General features: G+C 70.7%; 23 protein-coding genes. 22 read left to right on the top strand and 1 reads right to left on the bottom strand.

Annotated elements, in window-relative coordinates; genetic code table 11:
- Positions 1 to 14 precede the first annotated feature (14 nt).
- From ruvX to nusB, 11 genes are all read left to right on the top strand, one after another.
- Positions 15 to 479: a Holliday junction resolvase RuvX gene (gene ruvX, locus K7C20_RS06250; protein WP_030076412.1), complete on the top strand. Its 465-nt coding sequence runs from the start codon at positions 15 to 17 to the stop codon at positions 477 to 479.
- A gap of 127 nt (positions 480 to 606) precedes the next feature.
- Positions 607 to 2,286, top strand: a complete 1,680-nt coding sequence (gene mltG / locus K7C20_RS06245; RefSeq protein WP_053208435.1) for an endolytic transglycosylase MltG — start codon at positions 607 to 609, stop codon at positions 2,284 to 2,286.
- On the top strand, positions 2,283 to 3,110 hold the full coding sequence (locus K7C20_RS06240; RefSeq protein WP_053208434.1) for a shikimate dehydrogenase: 828 nt from the start codon (positions 2,283 to 2,285) through the stop codon (positions 3,108 to 3,110). Before mltG ends, K7C20_RS06240 begins: the two co-directional genes overlap by 4 nt.
- A 139-nt stretch (positions 3,111 to 3,249) precedes the next feature.
- A complete protein-coding gene (aroC, locus tag K7C20_RS06235; RefSeq protein WP_053208433.1) occupies positions 3,250 to 4,434 on the top strand; it encodes a chorismate synthase in 1,185 nt (394 codons plus the stop codon).
- Positions 4,431 to 4,988 (top strand): shikimate kinase, encoded by a 558-nt coding sequence (locus K7C20_RS06230; protein WP_030076426.1) that lies wholly within the window; start codon positions 4,431 to 4,433, stop codon positions 4,986 to 4,988. Before aroC ends, K7C20_RS06230 begins: the two co-directional genes overlap by 4 nt.
- Positions 4,985 to 6,076 carry a 3-dehydroquinate synthase gene (gene aroB, locus K7C20_RS06225; RefSeq protein WP_030076428.1) on the top strand — a complete coding sequence of 364 codons (1,092 nt, stop codon included), beginning with the start codon at positions 4,985 to 4,987 and terminating at the stop codon, positions 6,074 to 6,076. The genes K7C20_RS06230 and aroB overlap by 4 nt, the downstream gene beginning before the upstream one ends.
- On the top strand, positions 6,073 to 6,513 hold the full coding sequence (gene aroQ / locus K7C20_RS06220) for a type II 3-dehydroquinate dehydratase (RefSeq protein WP_053208432.1): 441 nt from the start codon (positions 6,073 to 6,075) through the stop codon (positions 6,511 to 6,513). Before aroB ends, aroQ begins: the two co-directional genes overlap by 4 nt.
- A gap of 269 nt (positions 6,514 to 6,782) precedes the next feature.
- A complete protein-coding gene (locus tag K7C20_RS06215; RefSeq protein WP_053208431.1) occupies positions 6,783 to 7,640 on the top strand; it encodes a Pro-rich N-terminal domain-containing protein in 858 nt (285 codons plus the stop codon).
- A 76-nt stretch (positions 7,641 to 7,716) separates the two neighbouring features.
- Positions 7,717 to 8,823, top strand: a complete 1,107-nt coding sequence (locus K7C20_RS06210) for an aminopeptidase P family protein (protein ID WP_030076434.1) — start codon at positions 7,717 to 7,719, stop codon at positions 8,821 to 8,823.
- A gap of 66 nt (positions 8,824 to 8,889) precedes the next feature.
- On the top strand, positions 8,890 to 9,456 hold the full coding sequence (gene efp, locus K7C20_RS06205) for an elongation factor P (RefSeq protein WP_030076436.1): 567 nt from the start codon (positions 8,890 to 8,892) through the stop codon (positions 9,454 to 9,456).
- 2 nt (positions 9,457 to 9,458) lie between these two features.
- Entirely contained in the window at positions 9,459 to 9,890 is a 432-nt protein-coding gene (gene nusB, locus K7C20_RS06200; protein ID WP_030987312.1) for a transcription antitermination factor NusB, read from the top strand.
- Between the two features lie 198 nt (positions 9,891 to 10,088).
- Here the strand turns inward: nusB and bldD are convergent, their stop codons facing one another.
- Positions 10,089 to 10,589, bottom strand: a complete 501-nt coding sequence (bldD, locus tag K7C20_RS06195) for a transcriptional regulator BldD (protein WP_030076442.1) — start codon at positions 10,587 to 10,589, stop codon at positions 10,089 to 10,091.
- A 221-nt stretch (positions 10,590 to 10,810) separates the two neighbouring features.
- On the opposite strand from bldD, the gene pyrR reads away from it, so the two are divergent.
- The 11 genes from pyrR to rpoZ all read left to right on the top strand — a co-directional run bounded on the left by pyrR (position 10,811) and on the right by rpoZ (position 22,417).
- Positions 10,811 to 11,401: a bifunctional pyr operon transcriptional regulator/uracil phosphoribosyltransferase PyrR gene (gene pyrR / locus K7C20_RS06190; RefSeq protein WP_030076444.1), complete on the top strand. Its 591-nt coding sequence runs from the start codon at positions 10,811 to 10,813 to the stop codon at positions 11,399 to 11,401.
- A gap of 93 nt (positions 11,402 to 11,494) precedes the next feature.
- The gene (locus K7C20_RS06185) at positions 11,495 to 12,490 is read left to right on the top strand and encodes an aspartate carbamoyltransferase catalytic subunit (protein WP_030076446.1); all 996 of its coding nucleotides are present in this window, start codon (positions 11,495 to 11,497) and stop codon (positions 12,488 to 12,490) included.
- 2 nt (positions 12,491 to 12,492) lie between these two features.
- Entirely contained in the window at positions 12,493 to 13,779 is a 1,287-nt protein-coding gene (locus K7C20_RS06180; RefSeq protein WP_030076448.1) for a dihydroorotase, read from the top strand.
- Positions 13,776 to 14,372, top strand: a complete 597-nt coding sequence (locus K7C20_RS06175; RefSeq protein ID WP_030076450.1) for a PH-like domain-containing protein — start codon at positions 13,776 to 13,778, stop codon at positions 14,370 to 14,372. The genes K7C20_RS06180 and K7C20_RS06175 overlap by 4 nt, the downstream gene beginning before the upstream one ends.
- Complete coding sequence (carA, locus tag K7C20_RS06170) at positions 14,369 to 15,550, top strand: glutamine-hydrolyzing carbamoyl-phosphate synthase small subunit (protein WP_030076452.1); 1,182 nt, start codon at positions 14,369 to 14,371, stop codon at positions 15,548 to 15,550. The genes K7C20_RS06175 and carA overlap by 4 nt, the downstream gene beginning before the upstream one ends.
- Complete coding sequence (carB, locus tag K7C20_RS06165) at positions 15,543 to 18,854, top strand: carbamoyl-phosphate synthase large subunit (protein ID WP_030076454.1); 3,312 nt, start codon at positions 15,543 to 15,545, stop codon at positions 18,852 to 18,854. The genes carA and carB overlap by 8 nt, the downstream gene beginning before the upstream one ends.
- A gap of 78 nt (positions 18,855 to 18,932) precedes the next feature.
- On the top strand, positions 18,933 to 20,042 hold the full coding sequence (locus K7C20_RS06160) for a quinone-dependent dihydroorotate dehydrogenase (protein ID WP_030076456.1): 1,110 nt from the start codon (positions 18,933 to 18,935) through the stop codon (positions 20,040 to 20,042).
- A complete protein-coding gene (gene pyrF, locus K7C20_RS06155; protein ID WP_030076458.1) occupies positions 20,039 to 20,875 on the top strand; it encodes an orotidine-5'-phosphate decarboxylase in 837 nt (278 codons plus the stop codon). Before K7C20_RS06160 ends, pyrF begins: the two co-directional genes overlap by 4 nt.
- A gap of 215 nt (positions 20,876 to 21,090) precedes the next feature.
- Positions 21,091 to 21,414: an integration host factor gene (locus tag K7C20_RS06150; protein ID WP_006607450.1), complete on the top strand. Its 324-nt coding sequence runs from the start codon at positions 21,091 to 21,093 to the stop codon at positions 21,412 to 21,414.
- A gap of 38 nt (positions 21,415 to 21,452) precedes the next feature.
- Complete coding sequence (gene gmk, locus K7C20_RS06145; protein ID WP_030076461.1) at positions 21,453 to 22,073, top strand: guanylate kinase; 621 nt, start codon at positions 21,453 to 21,455, stop codon at positions 22,071 to 22,073.
- Between the two features lie 71 nt (positions 22,074 to 22,144).
- Positions 22,145 to 22,417: a DNA-directed RNA polymerase subunit omega gene (rpoZ, locus tag K7C20_RS06140; protein ID WP_005319902.1), complete on the top strand. Its 273-nt coding sequence runs from the start codon at positions 22,145 to 22,147 to the stop codon at positions 22,415 to 22,417.
- The last annotated feature ends 10 nt before the right edge of the window (positions 22,418 to 22,427 follow it).

Here is a 22,427-nt window from a genome sequence, read left to right as displayed (position 1 = left end):
CGCGCGTGAGTGAGATGCGACGCGGCCGACGCCTCGCGGTGGATGTCGGGGACGCCCGTATCGGGGTCGCCTCGTGCGACCCCGACGGGGTCCTCGCCACTCCCGTCGAGACCGTGCCGGGACGGGACGTTCCGTCAGCACATCGCCGTCTCAAGGCGATCGTCGACGAGTACGAGCCCCTCGAAGTCGTGGTCGGCCTGCCCCGCTCCCTCAATGGGGGAGAGGGGCCGGCCGCGGCCAAGGTCCGGGCCTTCGCCCAGGAGATGGCCCGGAACATCGCACCCGTAGGGGTCCGGCTGGTCGACGAGCGGATGTCGACGGTCACCGCGACCCAGGGACTGCGGGCCTCTGGCGTGCGGAGCAAGAAGGGCCGCTCGGTCGTCGACCAGGCGGCCGCGGTGGTCATCCTCCAGAGCGCGCTGGAGACCGAACGTGTCTCCGGGGAACCTCCGGGCGAGTGCGTCGAAGTGGTCATCTGATCGCGGTACGGTAACGTTCCGCGCGATGTGCGGCGTTCGAACAGCCGCGCGTGCAAGTAGAGGCGGGTCGGGTACAGCAAGCGCGCTGCCAGGCCGGAGCGCACCGCCTCTCGGCTCTAGGGGATCGATGACCGAGTATGGCCGGGGCTACGGCTCCGAACCGTGGCACCCCGAGGACCCGCTCTACGGAGACCAGGGTTCCTCCGGAGGCCAGGCGCAGCAGCCTCAGTGGGACGGACAGCCGGCCCCCCGGTATCCCCAGCAGCAGGCCGACCCGTATGCCCAGCAGCACTACGACGGCGGCTGGGACACCTCGCAGGGCGGACAGCTGCCGTACGAGCCGTACGACCCCTACGGGCAGCAGCAGCCGCCGGTCGACCCGTACAGCGGGACGAGCCCCGACTACTACGCCACCCCCGACGCCTATCCGCCGCCGCAGCCTCAGCATCTGCGGCAGCAACAACAGCAACAACAACAGCAGCAACAGCAGCAACAACAGCAGTACCAGCAGCAGCCGCACCCGCAGCAGCAGAACCCGCAGTATCCGCAGCAGGCGGAGCCGCACTACGGCGAGGGCGACGGCGCCGGTGACGACTGGCGGGCCGAACCGGAACCGCGCGAGCCGGAGCCTGAGCACGCGTTCTTCGCGGGCGGCGGCGAGGACGACGACCACGACGACAACGACCCGCGCGAACAGCGCCGGGCCGGCCGCGAGCGCCGTGGCAAGAAGAACAAACGGCGCAGTGGCACCGCCTGCCTGGTCGTCGCGCTGGTCTTCGCCGGAGCCGTGGGCGCGGTCGGCTACTTCGGCTACGACTTCTTCATGGCGCACTTCGGATCGGCCCCCGACTACGAGGGCGAGGGGTCCGGCGATGTCCAGGTCGACATCCCGGACGGTTCGACGCTCTCGGACATGGGCCAGATCCTCCAGCGCGAGGGCGTCATCAAGAGCGTCGGCGCCTTCACCGAGGCGGCCGGCGACAAGAGCCTTCAGGCCGGTACGTACTCGCTGCGCAAACAGATGTCGGCGGCCTCGGCCATCGAGCTGATGCTGGATCCCAAGAGCCGTAACGGCCTGACGATCCGTGAGGGTCTGCGCTCCGCCGATGTCTACAAACTCATCGACACAAAGCTCCACCTCAAGAAGGGCGCGACCAAGGGCGTCGCCAAGAGCGAGGCCAAGAACCTCGGGCTGCCGTCGTGGGCGAACAACTCCTCGAAGCTGAAGGACCCGCTGGAAGGATTCCTCTACCCCTCCACGTACAGCGTGGGCGGCAAGACGAAACCGGCCGCGGTCCTGAAGCAGATGGTGGCGCGGGCGAACCAGGTCTATACGAAATACGACCTGGAAGGGAATGCGCGCAAGCTCAAGCTCGACTCGCCGATGCAGCTGCTCACCGTCGCCAGCCTCACGCAGGCCGAAGGCAAGTACAAGCATGACTTCGTCAAGGTCGCGCGCGTCGTCTACAACCGCCTCAAGCCGGACAACACCGAGACGTACGGCCTGCTGGACTTCGACTCGACGGTGAATTACGCCAAGTCGCAGAGCACCCTGGACACCGGATCCGTCGACAATCTGCGGAATTTCAACGATCCGTACAACACCTACAAGTTCAAGGGACTGCCGCCGGGGCCGATCGGCAACCCGGGTGAGGTGGCGCTCAAGTCTGCCATCGCCCCGGAAAAGGGCAACTGGTACTACTTCGTCTCGATCAACCCGGAAAAGACGCTCTTCGCGGTGACGAATGAAGAGCACGAGCGGAACCGGCGCATCTACGAAAAGGAACAAGAGAAAAACAAGCAATGAGCGCCACACGTCGAGCCGCGGTCCTCGGCTCCCCGATTGCCCACTCCCTCTCGCCGGTGCTGCACCGCGCCGCCTACCGGGAACTGGGGCTGAGCGAGTGGACGTACGACCGGCACGAGGTCGGTGAAGCGGCGCTGCCCGCCTTCATGGAGCACCTCGACGCCACCTGGGCGGGCCTCTCGCTCACCATGCCGCTCAAGCGCGCGGTGATCCCGCTGCTCGACGAGATCAGTGCCACCGCGGCGTCGGTCGAGGCGGTGAACACCGTCGTCCTCACCGCCGACGGGCGCCGCCTCGGCGACAACACCGATATCCCGGGCATGCTCGCCGCGCTGCGCGAACGCGGGGTGCGGCAGGTCGAGCGGGCATCGGTCCTGGGCGCCGGCGCCACCGCCTCCTCGGCGCTCGCCGCGCTCTCCCGGATCTGCACCGGCGAGGTCACCGCGTACGTCCGCAGCCGGGCGCGGGCCGACGAGATGCGCGGCTGGGGCGAGCGGCTGGGCGTCACGGTCCGCACGGCCGCCTGGGAGGACGCCGCCGCGGCCTTCGAGGCGCCGCTGACCATCGCCACGACCCCGGCGGGCACCACCGACGCGCTCGCCGCCGCCGTTCCCGAGCGGCCCGGCACGCTCTTCGACGTCCTCTACGAGCCCTGGCCGACGACGCTGGCCACCGCCTGGGCCGCCCGCGGCGGCGCCGTGGTCGGCGGCCTGGACCTGCTGGTCCACCAGGCCGTACTCCAGGTGGAGCAGATGACGGGGCGGTCCCCGGCGCCGCTGGCCGCGATGCGCACGGCCGGCGAGGCGGCGCTCGCCGCCCGCTGACCCGTCCGGTCCGTCCCGCCCCGTCCCTTCCGTCCTCGCGCGCCCGGTCCGCCCCCTGGACTGGACGCCGCCCGTCGCGCGCGACGTGGGAGGATCGGGGGAAGACCGTATGCGGATGAGCAGTACATGAGGAGCACCGTTGAGCAGGTTGCGCTGGCTGACGGCGGGGGAGTCGCACGGCCCCGCACTCGTGGCGACGCTGGAGGGCCTTCCGGCCGGAGTCCCGATCACCACGGAGATGGTGGCGGACGCCCTGGCCCGGCGCCGGCTCGGCTACGGCCGCGGTGCCCGGATGAAGTTCGAGCAGGACCAGGTCACGTTCCTGGGCGGAGTGCGGCACGGCCTGTCGCTGGGCTCGCCGGTGGCGGTGATGGTCGGCAACACCGAGTGGCCCAAGTGGGAGCAGGTGATGGCGGCCGACCCGGTGGACGCGGAGGAGCTGGCCGCGCTGGCCCGTAACGCGCCGCTGACCCGTCCCCGCCCCGGCCACGCCGACCTCGCCGGGATGCAGAAGTACGGCTTCGACGAGGCCCGCCCGATCCTGGAGCGCGCCTCCGCCCGCGAGACCGCCGCCCGGGTCGCCCTGGGGTCCGTCGCCCGTTCCTTCCTCAAGGAGACGGCCGGCATCGAGATCGTCTCGCACGTCGTCGAGCTGGCCGCGGCCAAGGCCCCGTACGGGGTCTACCCGAAGCCCTCCGACGTGGAGAAGCTGGACGCCGACCCGGTGCGCTGCCTGGACGCGGACGCGAGCAAGGCGATGGTGGCCGAGATCGACCAGGCCCACAAGGACGGCGACACCCTCGGCGGCGTGGTCGAGGTGCTGGCGTACGGCGTGCCCGTGGGCCTCGGCTCGCACGTCCACTGGGACCGGCGTCTGGACGCCCGGCTGGCCGCCGCCCTCATGGGCATCCAGGCGATCAAGGGCGTCGAGGTCGGTGACGGCTTCGACCTGGCGCGGGTGCCGGGCTCGAAGGCCCACGACGAGATCCTCTCGACCGACGCCGGGATCAAGCGCAGCTCGGGCCGCTCCGGCGGCACCGAGGGCGGGCTGACGACCGGCGAGCTGCTGCGGGTGCGCGCCGCGATGAAGCCGATCGCGACGGTGCCGAAGGCGCTGGCGACCATCGACGTGACCACTGGTGAGGCGGCCAAGGCGCACCACCAGCGCTCGGACGTCTGCGCGGTGCCCGCCGCGGGCATCGTCGCCGAGGCGATGGTGGCCCTCGTGCTGGCGGACGCGGTGCTGGAGAAGTTCGGCGGCGACAGCGTGCCCGAGACCCGCCGCAATGTGCGCAGCTTCCTCGACAACCTGGCGATCAAATGACGTCCCCGCTCGTCGTGCTCGTCGGCCCGCCCGGGGCCGGCAAGTCGACGGTGGGCGCGCTGCTGGCCGACCGGCTGGGCGTCGGCTACCGGGACACCGACGCCGATATCGTCGCCACGGCCGGCCGGCCGATCGCCGAGATCTTCATCGACGAGGGCGAGCCGTACTTCCGCGAGCTGGAGCGGACGGCGGTACGTGACGCGCTGGAGAGCCACCCGGGCGTGCTCTCGCTCGGCGGCGGCGCGATCCTGGACGACGGCACCCGCAAGCTGCTGGCCGGCCTGCCGGTGGTCTTCCTGGACGTCCAACTCGCCGATGCCGTCAAGCGGGTGGGCCTCGACGCGCCCCGCCCGCTGCTGGCCGTCAACCCGCGGAAGCAGTGGCGTGAGCTGATGGAACGCCGCCGCCCGCTGTACACCGAGGTCGCGCGCGCCGTGATCACCACGGCGGAGCGCACCCCCGCGCAGGTCGCCGAGGCGATCCTGGACGCTTTGGAGCTACGGCAGGCCGCGGGGCAGACCCCGCAGGCCGCCCACAGGGAGGAACAGGCATGACGGAGCAGGCCACCCGTATCCAGGTCGGCGGCACGGCGGGCACCGACCCGTACGAGGTGCTCGTCGGGCGGCAGCTGCTCGGCGAACTCCCGGGCCTGATCGGTGACAGCGCGAAGCGGGTCGCGGTGCTGCACCCGGAGGCGCTGGCCGCCACCGGCGAGGCGCTGCGCGAGGACCTGGCCTCGCAGGGCTACGAGGCGATCGCCATCCAGCTGCCGAACGCCGAGGAGTCCAAGACCGCCGAGGTCGCGGCGTACTGCTGGAAGGCGCTCGGGCAGTCCGGCTTCACCCGCAGCGATGTGCTCGTCGGTGTCGGCGGCGGCGCCACCACCGACCTGGCCGGCTTCGTCGCCGCGACCTGGCTGCGCGGAGTGCGCTGGATCGCGGTGCCGACGACGGTCCTGGGCATGGTGGACGCGGCGGTCGGCGGCAAGACCGGCATCAACACCGCCGAGGGCAAGAACCTCGTCGGTGCCTTCCACCCGCCGGCCGGAGTCCTCTGCGACCTGGCCGCGCTCGACTCGCTGCCGGTGCACGACTACGTCTCCGGTCTGGCCGAGGTCATCAAGGCCGGCTTCATCGCCGACCCGGCGATCCTCGACCTGATCGAGTCGGACCCGGAAGCCGCCAAGCGCCCGGACGGTGCGCACACCGCCGAGCTGATCGAGCGGGCGATCCGGGTCAAGGCCGAGGTGGTCTCCGCGGACCTCAAGGAGTCCGGTCTGCGCGAGATCCTCAACTACGGCCACACCCTCGCGCACGCCATCGAGAAGAACGAGCGCTACAACTGGCGGCACGGCGCGGCCGTCTCCGTCGGCATGGTCTTCGCGGCCGAACTCGGCCGGATCGCCGGCCGCCTGGACGACGCCACCGCCGACCGGCACCGCTCCGTCCTGGAGTCCGTCGGGCTGCCGCTGACCTACCGGGGCGACCAGTGGCCCAAGCTGCTGGAGACGATGAAGGTCGACAAGAAGTCCCGCGGCGACCGGCTGCGCTTCATCGTCCTGGACGGCCTCGCCAAGCCGACCGTCCTGGAGGGCCCGGACCCGGCCATGCTGCTCGCCGCTCACGCGGAGATCGCGGCATGACCCGGCGGGTGCTGGTCCTCAACGGCCCCAACCTCGGCCGGCTGGGCTCCCGTGAACCCGATGTCTACGGCGCCACGTCCTACGCCGGGCTGGTCGAGGAGTGCACCCGGCTGGGCAAGGAGCTCGGGTTCGAGGCCGAGGTCCGGGAGACCAACGACGAGGGGGAGATGATCCGCTGGCTGCACGAAGCCGCCGATGGACGCATCCCGGTCGTCATCAACCCCGGTGCCTTCACGCACTATTCGTACGGGCTGCGGGACGCGGCCGCCCAGCGCACCGCCCCGCTGATCGAGGTGCACATCTCGAACCCGTACGCGCGCGAGGCGTTCCGCCACAATTCGGTCATCGCGGCCGTCGCCAGCGGTACGGTCGCCGGCTTCGGCATCGGCTCGTACCGTCTCGCGCTCCGTGCGCTGGCCGAAGAACTGGACGGCTGAGCCTCCCCACGGAACGTCACTCCACCCCCGGCCGTCCAGGTGCTGAGCGCCGGGGGCAGGAGACCCTCTGCGGCCGCGGCCGGGAGGGTACCGTTCGCACAGCAGCAACGCCCACGCCGACGGGCGTGGGGCACAACGGCCCCTCCGGGCCGGTGGGTTACCGCAGGACGCACCGGGCAGCCGAGGCCCGGCGTCCGGGGGCACCCCCGGCCGGCGTCGGCCGGCGGAGCACCGCACCACATCGACCGCACGAGACGGAGAGCCACCGGATGCAGTACGCAGTGGGGGCTCCGCTGCCACCGCCCCGCGGGCAGGCATCACCCGGTGCCGCCATGAACTGGACGCCCAACCCGGGGCAGCACACCCCGCCCACCTCGCCGCCGGCCCCCGCGGCCCCGCCTCCGCCCGCGCAGCAGCCCGCCCCCGGTCAGGGCTGGCACGGGCCCGCGCCCCAGCAGGCCCCGCCCACCCCGCACAGCACGGACATCACCGGCCATGTGCAGCTTCCCCCGGCCGCCCCGGTGCCGCTGCCCAGCCCGCCCACCGACACCGCCGCGCCGGACGCCGCGCTGGCGGCCGTCGCGGTGCTGCTCATCGGCCCGGCCGGGGCCGGCAAGACCAGCGTGGCGCGCCACTGGGCCGACACCCGGCGGGTGCCGACCGCGCACATCAGCCTCGACGACGTCCGCGAATGGGTCCGGTCCGGTTTCGCCGACCCCCAGGCGGGCTGGAACGACCACTCCGAGGCCCAGTACCGTCTCGCCCGCCGCACCTGCGGCTTCGCGGCCCGCAACTTCCTCGCCAACGGCATCTCCTGCATCCTCGACGACGCCGTCTTCCCCGACCGCCCGGTCGTCGGCCTCGGCGGCTGGAAGCGCCATGTGGGCCCCGGTCTGCTGCCGATCGTGCTGCTGCCCGGCCTGGAGATCGTCCTGGAGCGCAACGCCCGGCGCAGCGGCAACCGCCGGCTGTCCGACGAAGAGGTGGCCAGGATCCACGGGCGGATGGCCGGCTGGTACGGCTCGGGCCTGCCGATCATCGACAACTCCCAGCACGATGTCGCCACGACGGTGCGGGTGCTGGACGACGTCGTCGCCCGCAGCATCGCCAGCCCGCCGAGTTGGTAGCGGGCGGCACCGGCCCGGTCCCCCGGGCGGCCCTGCTCGACCGGCCGCCTCGGGGGAGCAGCCGTACGCTCGTGATATGTCCGAGTTGTACGCGGCCCGACGCACGCGGCTGCGCGACCGCTGCGCCGCAACCGGAAGTGCCGCCGCACTGATCTCGCGCCCCGCGAACGTCCGCTACCTCACGGGCTGCGCACCGCCCGGCGCCGCGCTGCTGCTCGGTCCGGCCGACGATGTGCTGCTGTGCGGCAGACCGCTGAGCGGTGATCCCGCCGAGGGCCGGCCGGCCGAGGACGTCCGGGTGTCGGTGCTGCCCAGCCGCGGCGGCGACCCGGTCGTGGCCGGCGCCGATCTGGCCGCGACGGCCGGTGCGGACACCCTGGCCGTCGAGGAGCACCACCTCACCGTCACCCGGCACCGTGCGCTCTCCCAGGTCGCGCCCCGGCTGCGGCTGACCGACCTGGCCTGCGCGGTCGAGGGGCAGCGGCTGGTGAAGGACGACGAGGAGATCGCCTGTCTGCGGATCGCCGCCGAGATCGCCGACCAGGCCCTGGGGGAGCTCCTCGAATCGATCCTGGTCGGCCGCACCGAGCGGCATCTCGCGCTGGAACTGGAGCGCCGGCTGGTCGACCACGGCGCGGACGGCCCGGCCTTCCCCACGTCCGTCGCGACCGGCCCGAACGCCGGCCGCTCCGGACACCTGCCCACCGACCGGCGGGTCGAGGAGGGCGACTTCCTCAGTGTCTGCCTCGGCGCCAATTACCGCGGCTACCGCTGTGAGATCGGCCGGACCTTCGTCATCGGCACCACACCCTCGGACTGGCAGATCGAGCTGTACGACCTCGTTTTCGCAGCCCAGCGGGCCGGTCGCGAGGCGCTGGCGCCGGGTGTGGAGTGCCGCGACGTGGACCGGGTGACCCGCCATGTGCTGGACGCTGCGGGGTACGGTGAGCGGCTCGGGGCGTGGACCGGGCACGGCGTGGGACTCGAAATCGACGAGGACCCTCAATTGTCACCTGCCGCCATGGGTAAACTGGACGCTTGCGTGCCGGTCACCGTCGAGCCGGGGGTTCACATCCCGGGCCGTGGGGGTGTCCGGATCGACGACACCCTCGTCGTCCGCCCCGAGGCGGACGGCGGACCCGAGCTACTCACGATCACGACCAAGGAGCTGCTCGCGCTGTGAGCCCCACGGCTTGCGGCGTACGGCTTCGAGGTACCCACCACCTGCAGTCCAGGAGATTCCGCAACCGTGGCTTCCACGAACGACCTCAAGAACGGCCTGGTGCTCAAGCTCGAAGGGGGCCAGCTCTGGTCCGTCGTCGAGTTCCAGCACGTCAAGCCCGGTAAGGGCCCGGCCTTCGTCCGCACCAAGCTGAAGAATGTGCTCTCCGGCAAGGTGGTGGACAAGACCTTCAACGCCGGCGTGAAGGTCGAGACGGCCACTGTCGACAAGCGTGGGATGCAGTTCTCGTACATGGACGGCGAGTACTTCGTCTTCATGGACATGGACACCTACGACCAGCTGATGGTCGACCGCAAGGCCGTCGGTGACGCCGCGAACTTCCTCCTCGAGGGCTTCGAGGCCGTCGTGGCGCAGCACGAGGGCGAGGTGCTCTACGTCGAGCTGCCGGCCGCCGTCGAGCTCGTCATCCAGCACACCGAGCCCGGCGTGCAGGGCGACCGCTCCACCGGTGGCTCCAAGCCCGCCACGCTGGAGACCGGCTACGAGATCCAGGTGCCGCTCTTCATCACCGAGGGCGAGAAGATCAAGGTCGACACTCGCACGGGCGACTACCTCGGCCGGGTGAACAGCTAACCGTGGCTGCCCGTACCAAGGCCCGTAAGCGCGCCTTCCAGATTCTCTTCGAGGCCGACCAGCGCGGTGCCGATGTGCAGTCCGTGCTCGCGGACTGGATGCGGCACGCCCGGACCGACCCACGGCAGCCGCCGGTGAACGAATACACCCTGCAGTTGGTCGAGGGGTACGCGGACCATGTGGCCCGCATCGACGAGCTGATCTCCACCTACGCGGTCGACTGGGACCTCGACCGGATGCCGGCAGCCGACCGCAGCATTCTGCGGCTCGGCGCCTATGAACTGCTCTGGGTGGACGACACGCCGGACGCGGTGGCGCTCGACGAAGCAGTGCAGCTCGCCAGGGAGTTCTCCACGGACGATTCCCCGGCCTTCGTCAACGGCCTCCTCGGCCGGCTCAAGGAGCTGAAGCCGAGCCTGCGGCGCGAGGCGTAGTAGGCGGTCGGCAGAGCGTGTGAACGGGCCCGGAGCGATGGGTGATGCTCCGGGCCCTTCGCATGCCCGGAGAAGGCCACAGGGGGGCTCTCCTGGCGCATTGTGCGCCGTCGGTGTGCGCCGTCAATGCGCCGGTACGCAGAAACCGCCGCCCGGAAGGCCGGAGCGGCGGTACGTTTCTGCAGGTGGTGCGGTGGTTCAGAGCTCGTCGTGCTGGACGGCGCGGCGTGCTTCGGCGTCGAGCACGCCCCAGCTGATCAGCTGCTCGGTCAGCACCGAGGGCGACTGATCGTAGATGACCGCGAGGGTGCGCAGGTCGTCCTGGCGGATCGAGAGGACCTTGCCGTTGTAGTCACCGCGCTGGCTCTGGATGGTGGCGGCGTAGCGCTGGAGCGGGCCGGCCTTCTCCTGCGGGACATGGGCGAGGCGCTCCAGGTCGAGCACCAGCTTCGGCGGCGGCTCGGCCGCTCCGCCCGGTGTCGTGCCCGGCAGCAGTTCCTGCACCGGGACGCCGTAGAAGTCCGCCAGCTCGGCAAGGCGCTGCACGGTCACGGCACGGTCGCCGCGCTCGTACGAACCCACCACCACGGCCTTCCAGCGGCCCTGGGACTTCTCCTCGACGCCGTGGAGAGAGAGGCCCTGCTGGGTGCGGATGGCGCGGAGCTTGGCCCCGAGCTGTTTGGCGTATTCGCTGGACATAAAACTCCCCAGACGGCTGTATCGACATGCGGCTCCGCCGCGGGCTGGTAACTCACTGTGAGGTTACGCAGCGTAATCTGACTTCGTCAAGCGGAACGGGGCAGACCCTCACCCGTCAGGGGTGCGGACGGCTCCTGAGGGGGCTCCTGGTAGCCTGGGCTGCGTAATTCCGACGTCCTTTAAGGTCCGTCCCGTGAGGCGGAGAAGGAGGTCCGTTTCATATGGACGCAAGCAGTTCCGACACGACAGCTCAGCTCCCCGCACGGCCGGTGCTCGAAGGCCCGGACATCGCGCGGATGCTCACCCGTATCGCCCATGAAATCGTCGAGCGCGCCAAGGGCGCGGACGATGTGGTGCTCCTGGGGATCCCGACCCGCGGCGTCTTCCTCGCCCGGCGGCTCGCTGCCAAGCTCGAAGAGATCACCGGCCGGACGGTCCCGGTCGGCTCGCTCGACATCACGATGTACCGCGACGACCTGCGCCTGGGCCCGGCCCGCACGCTCGCCCGCACGGACATCCCCGCCGACGGCGTCGAGGGCCGCGTGGTCCTGCTCGTCGACGACGTCCTCTTCTCCGGCCGCACCATCCGCGCCGCTCTGGACGCGCTGGGCGACATCGGACGGCCGCGCGCCGTGCAGCTGGCGGTCCTCGTCGACCGCGGCCACCGCGAACTGCCGATCCGCGCCGACTACGTAGGCAAGAACCTCCCCACGTCGCTGCGGGAGACGGTCAAGGTCCAGCTCACCGAGGAGGACGGCCGGGACGCCGTGCTGCTCGGCGTGAAGCACACCGCACCGGCCGGCGAGCGTTAGCGCATCGCGCAGGGACCCGGCGACCCCGGGCCCGTAGGCATGCCTGCTCGACGGACATTCCCGTACACCTCCTTCACTCACGGAGAAAACCGGATGAAGCGTCACCTCATCTCGGCCGCCGACCTCACGCGCGACGACGCCGTTCTGATCCTCGACACCGCCGAGGAGATGGCCCGGGTCGCCGACCGGCCGATCAAGAAGCTCCCCACCCTGCGCGGACGCACCGTCGTCAACCTCTTCTTCGAGGACTCGACCCGCACCCGTATCTCGTTCGAAGCCGCGGCGAAGCGCCTCTCCGCCGACGTCATCAACTTCTCCGCCAAGGGCTCGTCGGTCTCCAAGGGCGAGTCGCTCAAGGACACCGCCCTCACCCTGGAGGCGATGGGCGCGGACGCCGTCGTCATCCGGCACCACGACTCCGGCGCCCCGCACCGCCTGGCGACCTCCGGCTGGATCGGCGGCTCCGTGGTCAACGCCGGTGACGGCACCCACGAACACCCCACCCAGGCACTGCTCGACGCCTTCACGATGCGCCGCCGCCTGGTCGGCGTCGACGCGGGCGTGGGCCAGGACCTCTCCGGCCGCCGCATCACCATCGTCGGCGACATCCTGCACAGCCGGGTCGCCCGCTCCAACGTCCATCTGCTGACCACCCTCGGCGCCGAGGTCACCCTGGTCGCACCGCCGACGCTGGTGCCGATCGGCGTGGAGCAGTGGCCCTGCGAGGTCTCGTACGACCTGGACGCCGTGGTCGCCAAGTCCGACGCGGTGATGATGCTCCGCGTCCAGCGCGAGCGGATGAACGCGGCGTTCTTCCCGACGGAGCGGGAGTACGCGCGGCGCTACGGTCTCGACGGCGACCGGATGGCCCGTATGCCCGAGCACGCGATCGTGATGCACCCCGGGCCGATGAACCGCGGCATGGAGATCACCGCCCAGGTCGCCGACTCGCCCCGCTGCACCGCCGTCGAACAGGTCACCAACGGCGTCAGCATCCGGATGGCCGTTCTCTATCTGCTTCTGGGCGGCAACGAGCCCGCCCTCCCCGCCGGCAACGGCACCAGCATGCGCACCGAGGAGAGCAAGTAACCATGAGCAAGATCCTTATTCGCGGGGCGAAGGTCCTCGGTGGCGAGCCGCAGGACGTGCTGATCGACGGTGAGACCGTCGCGGAGGTCGGGACCGGACTGAGCGCCGAGGGCGCGCAGGTCATCGAGGCGGACGGCAAGATCCTGCTGCCGGGCCTGGTCGATCTCCACACCCACCTGCGCGAGCCGGGCCGCGAGGACTCCGAGACCGTGCTGACCGGCACGAAGGCGGCTGCCGTCGGCGGCTTCACCGCCGTCCACGCCATGGCCAACACCTTCCCCGTCGCGGACACCGCGGGCGTCGTCGAGCAGGTCTGGCGGCTGGGCAAGGAGTCCGGCTACTGCGACGTCCAGCCCGTCGGTGCGGTCACCGTCGGCCTGGAGGGCAAGAAGCTCGCCGAGCTCGGCGCGATGCACGACTCCGCGGCCGGCGTCCGGGTCTTCTCCGACGACGGCAAGTGCGTGGACGACGCCGTGATCATGCGGCGCGCCCTGGAGTACGTGAAGGCCTTCGACGGTGTCGTCGCCCAGCACGCCCAGGAGCCCCGGCTCACCGAGGGCGCCCAGATGAACGAGGGCATCGTCTCGGCCGAGCTGGGCCTCGGCGGCTGGCCCGCGGTCGCCGAGGAGTCGATCATCGCCCGCGATGTGCTGCTGGCCGCGCACGTCGGCTCCCGCGTCCACATCTGCCACCTGTCGACGGCCGGCTCGGTCGAGATCGTCCGCTGGGCCAAGTCCAAGGGCTGGAACGTCACCGCCGAGGTCACCCCGCACCACCTGCTGCTCACCGACGAGCTCGTCCGCAGCTACAACCCGGTCTACAAGGTGAATCCGCCGCTGCGCACCGAGGCCGACGTCCTGGCGCTGCGCGAGGCGCTCGCCGACGGCACCATCGACTGCGTCGCCACCGACCACGCCCCGCACCCGCACGAGGACAAGGACTGCGAGTGGGGCGCGGCGGCCATGGGCATGGTCGGTCTGGAGACCGCGCTGTCCGTCGTCCAGCACACGATGGTCGACAGCGGGCTGCTGGACTGGGCCGGCGTCGCCGACCGGATGTCCTTCCGCCCGGCGCACATCGGCCGCCTGGAGGGCCACGGCCGCCCCGTCTCGGCTGGTGAGCCCGCCAACCTCACACTGCTCGATTCCGCTTACCGTGGAGAGGTGGACCCCGCGGGCTTCGCCTCCCGCAGCCGCAACACCCCCTACGAGGGCCGTGAGCTGCCGGGTCGCGTCACCCACACCTTCCTGCGGGGCCGGGCAACGGTCGTCGACGGGAAGCTGGCGTGACTCCTCCACTGATCCACTTGGCCGAAGCGCAGAAGTCCGCGCCGGTCACCGACTGGGCCGCACGGATCGGCTGGGTCGTCGGCCTGCTGGTCTTCGTCGTCTTCGTCTACTGGCTGATGCGCCAGGGCTGGAAGTGGCGCGGCACGCTCCAGGGCGATCTGCCCGAGCTGCCGTCCACCCCGGAGAACCCCGGCACCCCGCTGCTGACGCTGGCAGGCCGCTACCACGGTTCCACCACCGCCGGGCAGTGGCTCGACCGGATCGTGGCGCGCGGTCTGGGGACCCGCAGCCGCGCCGAGCTGACCCTCACCGACCAGGGGCTGGACGTCGTACGGCCGGGCGCGGCGGACTTCTTCGTGCCGGCCGCCGCACTGCGCGGAGCCCGCCTCGACAAGGGCATCGCCGGCAAGGTCCTGACCGAGGGCGGCCTGCTGATCGTCACCTGGGAGCACGGCGGCCGGCAGATCGACTCCGGCTTCCGCTCCGACCGTGCGGACGAGCACCCGGCCTGGGTCGAGGCCCTCAACGAACTCAGCACCACCGAGCACCACACCAGCACCACCGAGCACACCGAAACGGAAGGCGCACGATGACCACCTCCACCAGGGGTACCGCCCACGGCACAAGGGGGCTCCCCGCCGTACTCGTCCTGGAGGACGGCCGCAGCTTCCGCGGCCGCGCCTACGGGGCGGTGGGGGAGACCTTCGGCGAAGCGGTGTTCTCCACCGGCATGACCGGCTACCAGGAGACGCTGACCGACCCCTCGTACCACCGCCAGGTGGTCGTCATGACCGCCCCGCACATCGGCAACACCGGTGTGAACGACGAGGACCCCGAGTCGCAGCGGATCTGGGTCTCCGGCTATGTCGTCCGCGACCCCGCCCGTATCCCCTCCAACTGGCGCTCGGTGCGCTCGCTGGACGACGAGCTGGTCGCCCAGGGCGTCGTCGGCATCAGCGGCGTCGACACCCGGGCCCTGACCCGCCACCTGCGCGAGCGCGGTGCCATGCGGGTCGGCATCTTCTCCGGCGAGGCGCTGCCCGACGCGGGCACGATGCTGGCCAAGGTCCGCCAGGCCCCCGAGATGGAGGGCGCCGACCTCTCCACGCAGGTCGCCACCAAGGAGTCCTACGTCGTCCCGGCGATCGGCCCCGACGGCGCGGCCGTCCCGATCGGTACGGCGAAGTTCACCGTCGCCGCGGTCGACCTGGGCATCAAGGGCATGACCCCGCACCGGATGGCCGAGCGCGGCATCGAGGTGCACGTCCTGCCCGCCACCGCCACCGTCGAGGACGTCTACGCGGTCAACCCGGACGGCGTGTTCTTCTCCAACGGCCCCGGCGACCCGGCCACCGCCGACCACCCGGTCTCCGTCATGCAGGGCGTCCTGGAGCGGAAGACGCCGCTGTTCGGCATCTGCTTCGGCAACCAGATCCTGGGCCGCGCGCTGGGCTTCGGCACCTTCAAGCTCAAGTACGGGCACCGCGGCATCAACCAGCCGGTGCAGGACCGTACGACCGGCAAGGTCGAGGTCACCGCGCACAACCACGGGTTCGCCGTCGACGCCCCGCTCGACAAGGTCTCCGACACCCCCTTCGGCCGCGCCGAGGTCTCCCACGTCTGCCTGAACGACGACGTGGTGGAGGGTCTGCACCTCCTCGACCAGCCGGCCTTCAGCGTCCAGTACCACCCCGAAGCCGCCGCGGGTCCGCACGACGCCGCGTACCTCTTCGACCGCTTCGTTTCCCTGATGGAGGGCCAGCGTGCCTAAGCGCACCGATATCCAGTCCGTCCTGGTCATCGGCTCCGGCCCGATCGTCATCGGCCAGGCCGCCGAGTTCGACTACTCCGGCACCCAGGCCTGCCGGGTCCTCAAGTCCGAGGGCCTGCGCGTCATCCTGGTGAACTCCAACCCGGCGACGATCATGACCGACCCGGAGATCGCCGACGCGACGTATGTCGAGCCGATCACCCCGGACTTCGTCGAGAAGATCATCGCCAAGGAGCGCCCGGACGCGCTCCTGCCCACCCTCGGGGGCCAGACGGCCCTGAACGCCGCGATCTCCCTGCACGAGTCCGGCACCCTCGACAAGTACGGCGTCGAGCTGATCGGCGCGAACGTCGAGGCGATCAACAAGGGCGAGGACCGCGACCTGTTCAAGGAGGTCGTCGAGGCCGTCCGCGCCAAGATCGGCCACGGCGAGTCCGCCCGCTCGGTCATCTGCCACTCCATGGACGACGTCCTGGCGGGCGTCGACGAGCTCGGCGGCTACCCCGTCGTCGTCCGCCCCTCCTTCACCATGGGCGGCGCCGGCTCCGGCTTCGCGCACGACGAGGAGGAGCTGCGCCGGATCGCCGGCCAGGGCCTGACGCTCTCGCCGACCACCGAGGTGCTCCTGGAGGAGTCCATCCTCGGCTGGAAGGAGTACGAGCTGGAGCTGATGCGCGACAAGAACGACAACGTCGTGGTCGTCTGCTCCATCGAGAACTTCGACCCGATGGGCGTGCACACCGGTGACTCGATCACCGTCGCCCCGGCGATGACGCTCACCGACCGTGAGTACCAGACCCTGCGGGACATCGGCATCGCGGTCATCCGCGAGGTCGGCGTCGACACCGGCGGCTGCAACATCCAGTTCGCGGTCAACCCCGAGGACGGCCGGGTCATCGTCATCGAGATGAACCCCCGCGTCTCGCGCTCGTCGGCGCTGGCGTCCAAGGCCACCGGCTTCCCGATCGCGAAGATCGCCGCCCGGCTCGCCGTCGGCTACACCCTCGACGAGATCCCCAACGACATCACCGAGAAGACCCCGGCCTCCTTCGAGCCGACCCTCGACTATGTCGTCGTCAAGGTGCCGCGCTTCGCCTTCGAGAAGTTCCCGGCCGCCGACGCCACGCTCACCACGACCATGAAGTCGGTCGGCGAGGCCATGGCCATCGGCCGCAACTTCCCCGAGGCGCTCAACAAGGCCCTGCGCTCCCTGGAGAAGAAGGGCAGCCAGTTCGACTTCGTCACCGAGCCGGGTGAGAAGGCCGCGCTGCTGGAGAAGGCCCAGGTCCCCACCGACGGCCGGATCAACACCGTCATGGCGGCGATCCGGGCCGGTGCCACGCCCGAGGAGGTCTTCGACGCCACGAAGATCGACCCCTGGTTCGTCGACCAGCTCTTCCTCGTCAAGGAGATCGCGGACGAGATCGCGGCCGCCGAGAAGCTCCACCCCGAGGTCCTTGCGGACGCAAAGCGCTACGGCTTCTCCGACGCCCAGATCGCCGCGATCCGCGGACTGCGCGAGGACGTCGTCCGTGAGGTCCGGCACGCCCTCGGCGTCCGCCCGGTCTACAAGACGGTCGACACCTGCGCCGCCGAGTTCGCCGCGAAGACCCCGTACTTCTACTCCTCCTACGACGAGGAGAGCGAGGTCGCGCCCCGCGAGAAGCCGGCCGTGATCATCCTCGGCTCCGGGCCCAACCGCATCGGCCAGGGCATCGAGTTCGACTACTCCTGCGTCCACGCCTCGTTCGCGCTCAGCGACGCCGGCTACGAGACCGTGATGGTCAACTGCAACCCGGAGACCGTCTCCACGGACTACGACACCTCCGACCGGCTCTACTTCGAGCCGCTCACCCTGGAGGACGTCCTGGAGATCGTGCACGCCGAGACCCAGGCGGGACCGGTCGCCGGCGTCATCGTCCAGCTCGGCGGGCAGACCCCGCTGGGCCTGGCGCAGGCGCTCAAGGACAACGGCGTGCCGATCGTCGGCACCTCGCCCGAGGCGATCGACCTCGCCGAGGAGCGCGGCGCCTTCGGCCGGGTACTCACCGAGGCCGGGCTGCCCGCCCCCAAGTACGGCACCGCCTTCTCCTTCGACGAGGCCAAGCGGATCGCCACCGAGATCGGCTACCCGGTCATGGTCCGCCCGTCCTACGTCCTCGGCGGCCGCGGTATGGAGATCGTCTACGACGAGCCGTCGCTGGGCGAGTACCTCACCCGCCACGCCGGCCTGATCGACCGCCACCCGGTCCTCATCGACCGGTTCCTCGACGACGCCATCGAGATCGACGTCGACGCGCTCTACGACGGCACCGAGCTCTACCTCGGCGGTGTCATGGAGCACATCGAGGAGGCCGGCATCCACTCCGGCGACTCCGCCTGCGCGCTGCCCCCGATCACCCTCGGCGGCTTCGACATCAAGCGCCTGCGGGCCTCGACGGAGGCGATCGCCAAGGGCGTGGGCGTCCGCGGCCTGATCAACATCCAGTTCGCGATGGCCGGGGACATCCTCTACGTCCTGGAGGCCAACCCGCGCGCCTCCCGCACGGTGCCCTTCACCTCGAAGGCCACCGCGGTGCCGCTGGCCAAGGCCGCCGCCCGGATCTCGCTGGGCGCGACGATCGCCGAGCTGCGGGCCGAGGGCATGCTGCCCAAGACCGGCGACGGCGGCACCCTGCCGCTGGACGCGCCGATCTCCGTCAAGGAAGCCGTGATGCCCTGGTCGCGGTTCCGCGACATCCACGGCCGCGGGGTGGACACCGTCCTCGGCCCGGAGATGCGCTCCACCGGCGAGGTCATGGGCATCGACTCGGTCTTCGGCACCGCCTACGCCAAGTCGCAGACCGGCGCCTACGGGGCACTGCCCACCAAGGGCCGCGCCTTCGTCTCCGTCGCCAACCGCGACAAGCGCTCGATGATCTTCCCGGCCCGGGAACTGGTCGCGCACGGCTTCGAGCTGCTCGCCACCTCCGGCACCGCCGAGGTGCTGCGCCGCAACGGCATCAACGCCACCGTGGTGCGCAAGCAGTCCGAGGGCGAGGGCCCGGACGGTGAGAAGACCATCGTCCAGCTGATCCACGACGGCCAGGTCGACCTGATCGTCAACACCCCCTACGGCACCGGCGGCCGGCTGGACGGCTACGACATCCGTACCGCCGCGGTGGCCCGCGCCGTGCCCTGCCTGACCACGGTCCAGGCGCTGGCGGCCGCGGTCCAGGGCATCGAGGCCATGTCCCGCGGTGATGTGGGCGTGCGTTCCCTCCAGGAACACGCCGAACATCTCACCGCGGCCCGCGAGGAGTAGCGGCCAGGAGGGGGACACCGACGCGGTGTCCCCCTCTTCGTGCCCCCTCCCTCCTCACCCCGGAAGGCCCACCCGACGATGTACCGCCTCTTCTTCCACCTGATCTTCAAGCGCATGGACCCCGAGCAGGCCCACCACCTGGCCTTCCGCTGGATCCAGCTGGCCGTGCGCCTCCCCGTGCTGCGCACCTTCCTGGCGGCCGCCCTCGCGCCCCGCTACAAGGAGCTGCGCACCGAGGCCCTGGGCCGCCGGATGCACGGTCCCTTCGGTCTGGCCGCCGGCTTCGACAAGAACGCCGTCGCCATCGACGGGATGACCATGCTCGGCTTTGACCACGTCGAGATCGGCACGGTCACCGCCCAGCCGCAGCCCGGCAACCCCAAGAAGCGCCTGTTCCGGCTCGTACCGGACCGCGCGCTGATCAACCGGATGGGGTTCAACAACGACGGCTCCGCGTCCGTGGCGGCCCGTCTGGCCGCCCGCAACCCCGTCTTCCCGGCCACCGTCGGCGTGAACATCGGCAAGACCAAGGTCGTCCCGGAGGCCGAGGCCACCGCCGACTACGTCACCTCCACCGAGCGCCTCGCCCGGCACGCCGACTACCTGGTGGTCAACGTCTCCTCCCCGAACACCCCGGGGCTGCGCAACCTCCAGGCCGTCGACCACCTGCGCCCGCTGCTGACGGCCGTGCGCGAGGCCGCCGACCGTACGGTCACCGAGCGCCGGGTCCCGCTGCTGGTCAAGATCGCTCCCGACCTCGCCGACGCGGACGTGGACGCGGTCGCCGACCTGGCCCTCGAGCTGGGCCTGGACGGGATCATCGCCACCAACACCACCATCGCCCGCGAGGGCCTCGGCCTGACCTCCGACCCCCGGCTGGTCGCCGAGACCGGCGGACTCTCCGGCGCGCCCGTCAAGGGGCGCTCCCTGGAGGTCCTGCGCCGCCTCTACGCCCGGGTCGGCGACCGGATCACCCTCATCGGGGTGGGCGGCATCGAGAACGCCGAGGACGCCTGGCAGCGCATCCTCGCCGGCGCCACCCTCGTCCAGGGCTACAGCGCCTTCATCTACCAGGGCCCGTTCTGGTGCCGCGCGATCCACAAGGGCCTCGCCGCCCGGCTGCGCAACAGCCCGTACGCCACCCTCGCCGACGCCGTCGGTGCCGAGCACAAGAAGGTGACCGCATGATTCAGGAAGCGTTCGGCTCCCGCCTGCGCCGCGCCATGGACGAGCGCGGGCCGCTCTGCGTCGGCATCGACCCGCACGCCTCGCTGCTGGCCGACTGGGGCCTGAACGACGATGTCGCGGGCCTGGCACGGTTCACCCGGACCGTCGTGGAGTCCCTCGGCGAGACGGTCGCACTCTTCAAGCCACAGTCCGCGTTCTTCGAGCGCTTCGGCTCACGCGGCCTCGCCGTACTGGAGACCGCCGTCGAGGAGGCGCGCGAGCGCGGCGCCCTGGTCCTGATGGACGCCAAGCGCGGCGACATCGGCTCGACCATGGCCGCCTACGCCGAGACCTACCTGCGCAAGGACTCGCCGCTGTTCTCCGACGCGCTCACCGTGTCTCCGTACCTCGGCTACGGCTCGCTGAAGCCGGCCGTCGACCTGGCACGCGAGAGCGGCGCCGGGCTCTTCGTCCTCGCCCTCACCTCCAACCCGGAGGGCGCCGAGGTCCAGCGGGCCGTGCGCGAGGACGGCCGTACGCTCGCCGCGACCATGCTCGGCCACCTCGCGGCCGAAAACGCCGGTGCCGAGCCGCTGGGCTCCTTCGGCGCGGTCGTCGGCGCCACGCTCGGCGATCTCTCCTCGTTCGACCTGGCGATCAACGGCCCGCTGCTCGCACCCGGCATCGGTGCCCAGGGCGCCACCCCCGCCGACCTCCCGAAGGTCTTCGGTGACGCGGTCCGCAACGTCGTGCCGAGCGTCAGCCGGGGGGTGCTGCGGCACGGCCCGGACACCGCAGCTCTGCGCGCCGCGGCGGCCCGATTCACCGACGAAGTGCGCACCGCGCTCGATTGAGAGCCTTCCGACGGGGACTTTGGTCCCGAATTGTCCTGGTCAGCAGAGTCTGACCAGGACTTTTCGCTTGTTCTCGCTGACTCTGGCGCCCTCTGGCGCTAGTCTCCGACGAGAGCACTGCACGTAAGCGCGTTGCTCGTTGCTCCGCTGATGCGGGGCGACTAGGTTCCACACCGGTCCGTATCCGACAGTTCGACATCCGAGGTGACGTAGGCGTGGCTCTTCCGCCCCTTACCCCTGAACAGCGCGCAGCCGCGCTCGAGAAGGCCGCCGCGGCTCGCCGGGAGCGCGCCGAGGTCAAGAATCGGCTCAAGCACTCCGGTGCTTCCCTCCATGAGGTCATCAAGCAGGGCCAGGAGAACGACGTCATCGGCAAGATGAAGGTCTCCGCCCTCCTTGAGTCCCTGCCGGGCGTCGGCAAGGTCCGCGCCAAGCAGATCATGGAGCGACTCGGGATCTCCGAGAGCCGCCGTGTCCGGGGTCTTGGCTCCAACCAGATCGCGTCGCTGGAGCGCGAGTTCGGCAGCACTGCTTCCTGAATTTTCCGGCATCACCGGGAAGCTGGAATAATCGCTGCATGAGTTCTGCAGTCTCCGGGGGGACGACCCCCGCGCCCCCGGCCAGACAACCGCGACTGACCGTGCTCTCCGGCCCCTCCGGGGTCGGCAAGAGCACGGTCGTCGCGCATATGCGCAAGGTCCACCCCGAGGTCTGGCTCTCGGTTTCGGCCACCACCCGCAAGCCGCGGCCCGGGGAGCGGCACGGCGTCCACTACTTCTTCGTCGACGACGGGGAATTCGACAAGCTCATCGCCAACGGCGAGCTGCTCGAGTGGGCGGAGTTCGCGGGCAACCGCTACGGCACCCCCCGCAAGGCGGTGCTGGACCGCCTGGAGGCCGGGGAGCCGGTCCTGCTGGAGATCGACCTCCAGGGCGCCCGCCAGGTCCGCGAGTCCATGCCGGAGGCGAATCTGGTCTTCCTGGCCCCGCCGAGCTGGGACGAGCTGGTCCGCCGGCTCACCGGCCGGGGCACGGAGGCGCCGGAGGTCATCGAGCGTCGGCTGGCCGCCGCCAGGGTCGAGCTGGCGGCGGAGAAAGAGTTCGATGGGACGCTTGTCAACACCTCCGTCGAGGACGTCAGCCGCGAGCTGCTAGCCTTGATGCTGAATCGATCCGGAGACCAGAACTCCAGCGGCTGACCGCGCAGCTCCCCGGATCGTCCGAGACTTTTCGCAACACCCCCGCTTCATCCCCCTTCGGAAGGTAGAGAGTGTCCTCTTCCATCACTGCACCCGAGGGCATCATCAACCCGCCCATTGATGAGCTTCTCGAGGCCACCGATTCGAAGTACAGCCTTGTGATCTACGCCGCCAAGCGCGCGCGTCAGATCAACGCGTACTACTCGCAGCTCGGCGAGGGCCTGCTCGAGTACGTCGGCCCGCTCGTGGACACCCACGTCCACGAGAAGCCCCTGTCGATCGCGCTTCGCGAGATCAACGCGGGTCTGCTGACCTCCGAGGCCATCGAGGGCCCGGCTCAGTAAGCAGCGGAAC

The sequence above is a fragment of the Streptomyces decoyicus genome, from assembly GCF_019880305.1.
GTDB lineage: Bacteria > Actinomycetota > Actinomycetes > Streptomycetales > Streptomycetaceae > Streptomyces > Streptomyces decoyicus.
The sequence above is the reverse complement of the archived record's forward strand: the minus strand, read 5'-3'. Positions and strand labels throughout refer to the sequence as shown.

Excerpts from the sequence above, each read along its gene's own strand:
- ruvX (WP_030076412.1), top strand. The coding sequence starts at position 15 with ATGCGACGCGGCCGACGCCTCGCGGTGGATGTCGGGGACGCCCGTATC.
- K7C20_RS06210 (WP_030076434.1), top strand. The coding sequence starts at position 7,717 with ATGTCCGAGTTGTACGCGGCCCGACGCACGCGGCTGCGCGACCGCTGC.
- aroQ (WP_053208432.1), top strand. The coding sequence starts at position 6,073 with ATGACCCGGCGGGTGCTGGTCCTCAACGGCCCCAACCTCGGCCGGCTG.
- K7C20_RS06230 (WP_030076426.1), top strand. The coding sequence starts at position 4,431 with ATGACGTCCCCGCTCGTCGTGCTCGTCGGCCCGCCCGGGGCCGGCAAG.
- pyrR (WP_030076444.1), top strand. The coding sequence starts at position 10,811 with ATGGACGCAAGCAGTTCCGACACGACAGCTCAGCTCCCCGCACGGCCG.
- K7C20_RS06180 (WP_030076448.1), top strand. The coding sequence starts at position 12,493 with ATGAGCAAGATCCTTATTCGCGGGGCGAAGGTCCTCGGTGGCGAGCCG.
- aroB (WP_030076428.1), top strand. The coding sequence starts at position 4,985 with ATGACGGAGCAGGCCACCCGTATCCAGGTCGGCGGCACGGCGGGCACC.
- K7C20_RS06215 (WP_053208431.1), top strand. The coding sequence starts at position 6,783 with ATGCAGTACGCAGTGGGGGCTCCGCTGCCACCGCCCCGCGGGCAGGCA.
- carA (WP_030076452.1), top strand. The coding sequence starts at position 14,369 with ATGACCACCTCCACCAGGGGTACCGCCCACGGCACAAGGGGGCTCCCC.
- K7C20_RS06160 (WP_030076456.1), top strand. The coding sequence starts at position 18,933 with ATGTACCGCCTCTTCTTCCACCTGATCTTCAAGCGCATGGACCCCGAG.
- K7C20_RS06185 (WP_030076446.1), top strand. The coding sequence starts at position 11,495 with ATGAAGCGTCACCTCATCTCGGCCGCCGACCTCACGCGCGACGACGCC.
- bldD (WP_030076442.1), bottom strand. The coding sequence starts at position 10,589 with ATGTCCAGCGAATACGCCAAACAGCTCGGGGCCAAGCTCCGCGCCATC.
- gmk (WP_030076461.1), top strand. The coding sequence starts at position 21,453 with ATGAGTTCTGCAGTCTCCGGGGGGACGACCCCCGCGCCCCCGGCCAGA.
- pyrF (WP_030076458.1), top strand. The coding sequence starts at position 20,039 with ATGATTCAGGAAGCGTTCGGCTCCCGCCTGCGCCGCGCCATGGACGAG.
- mltG (WP_053208435.1), top strand. The coding sequence starts at position 607 with ATGACCGAGTATGGCCGGGGCTACGGCTCCGAACCGTGGCACCCCGAG.
- K7C20_RS06240 (WP_053208434.1), top strand. The coding sequence starts at position 2,283 with ATGAGCGCCACACGTCGAGCCGCGGTCCTCGGCTCCCCGATTGCCCAC.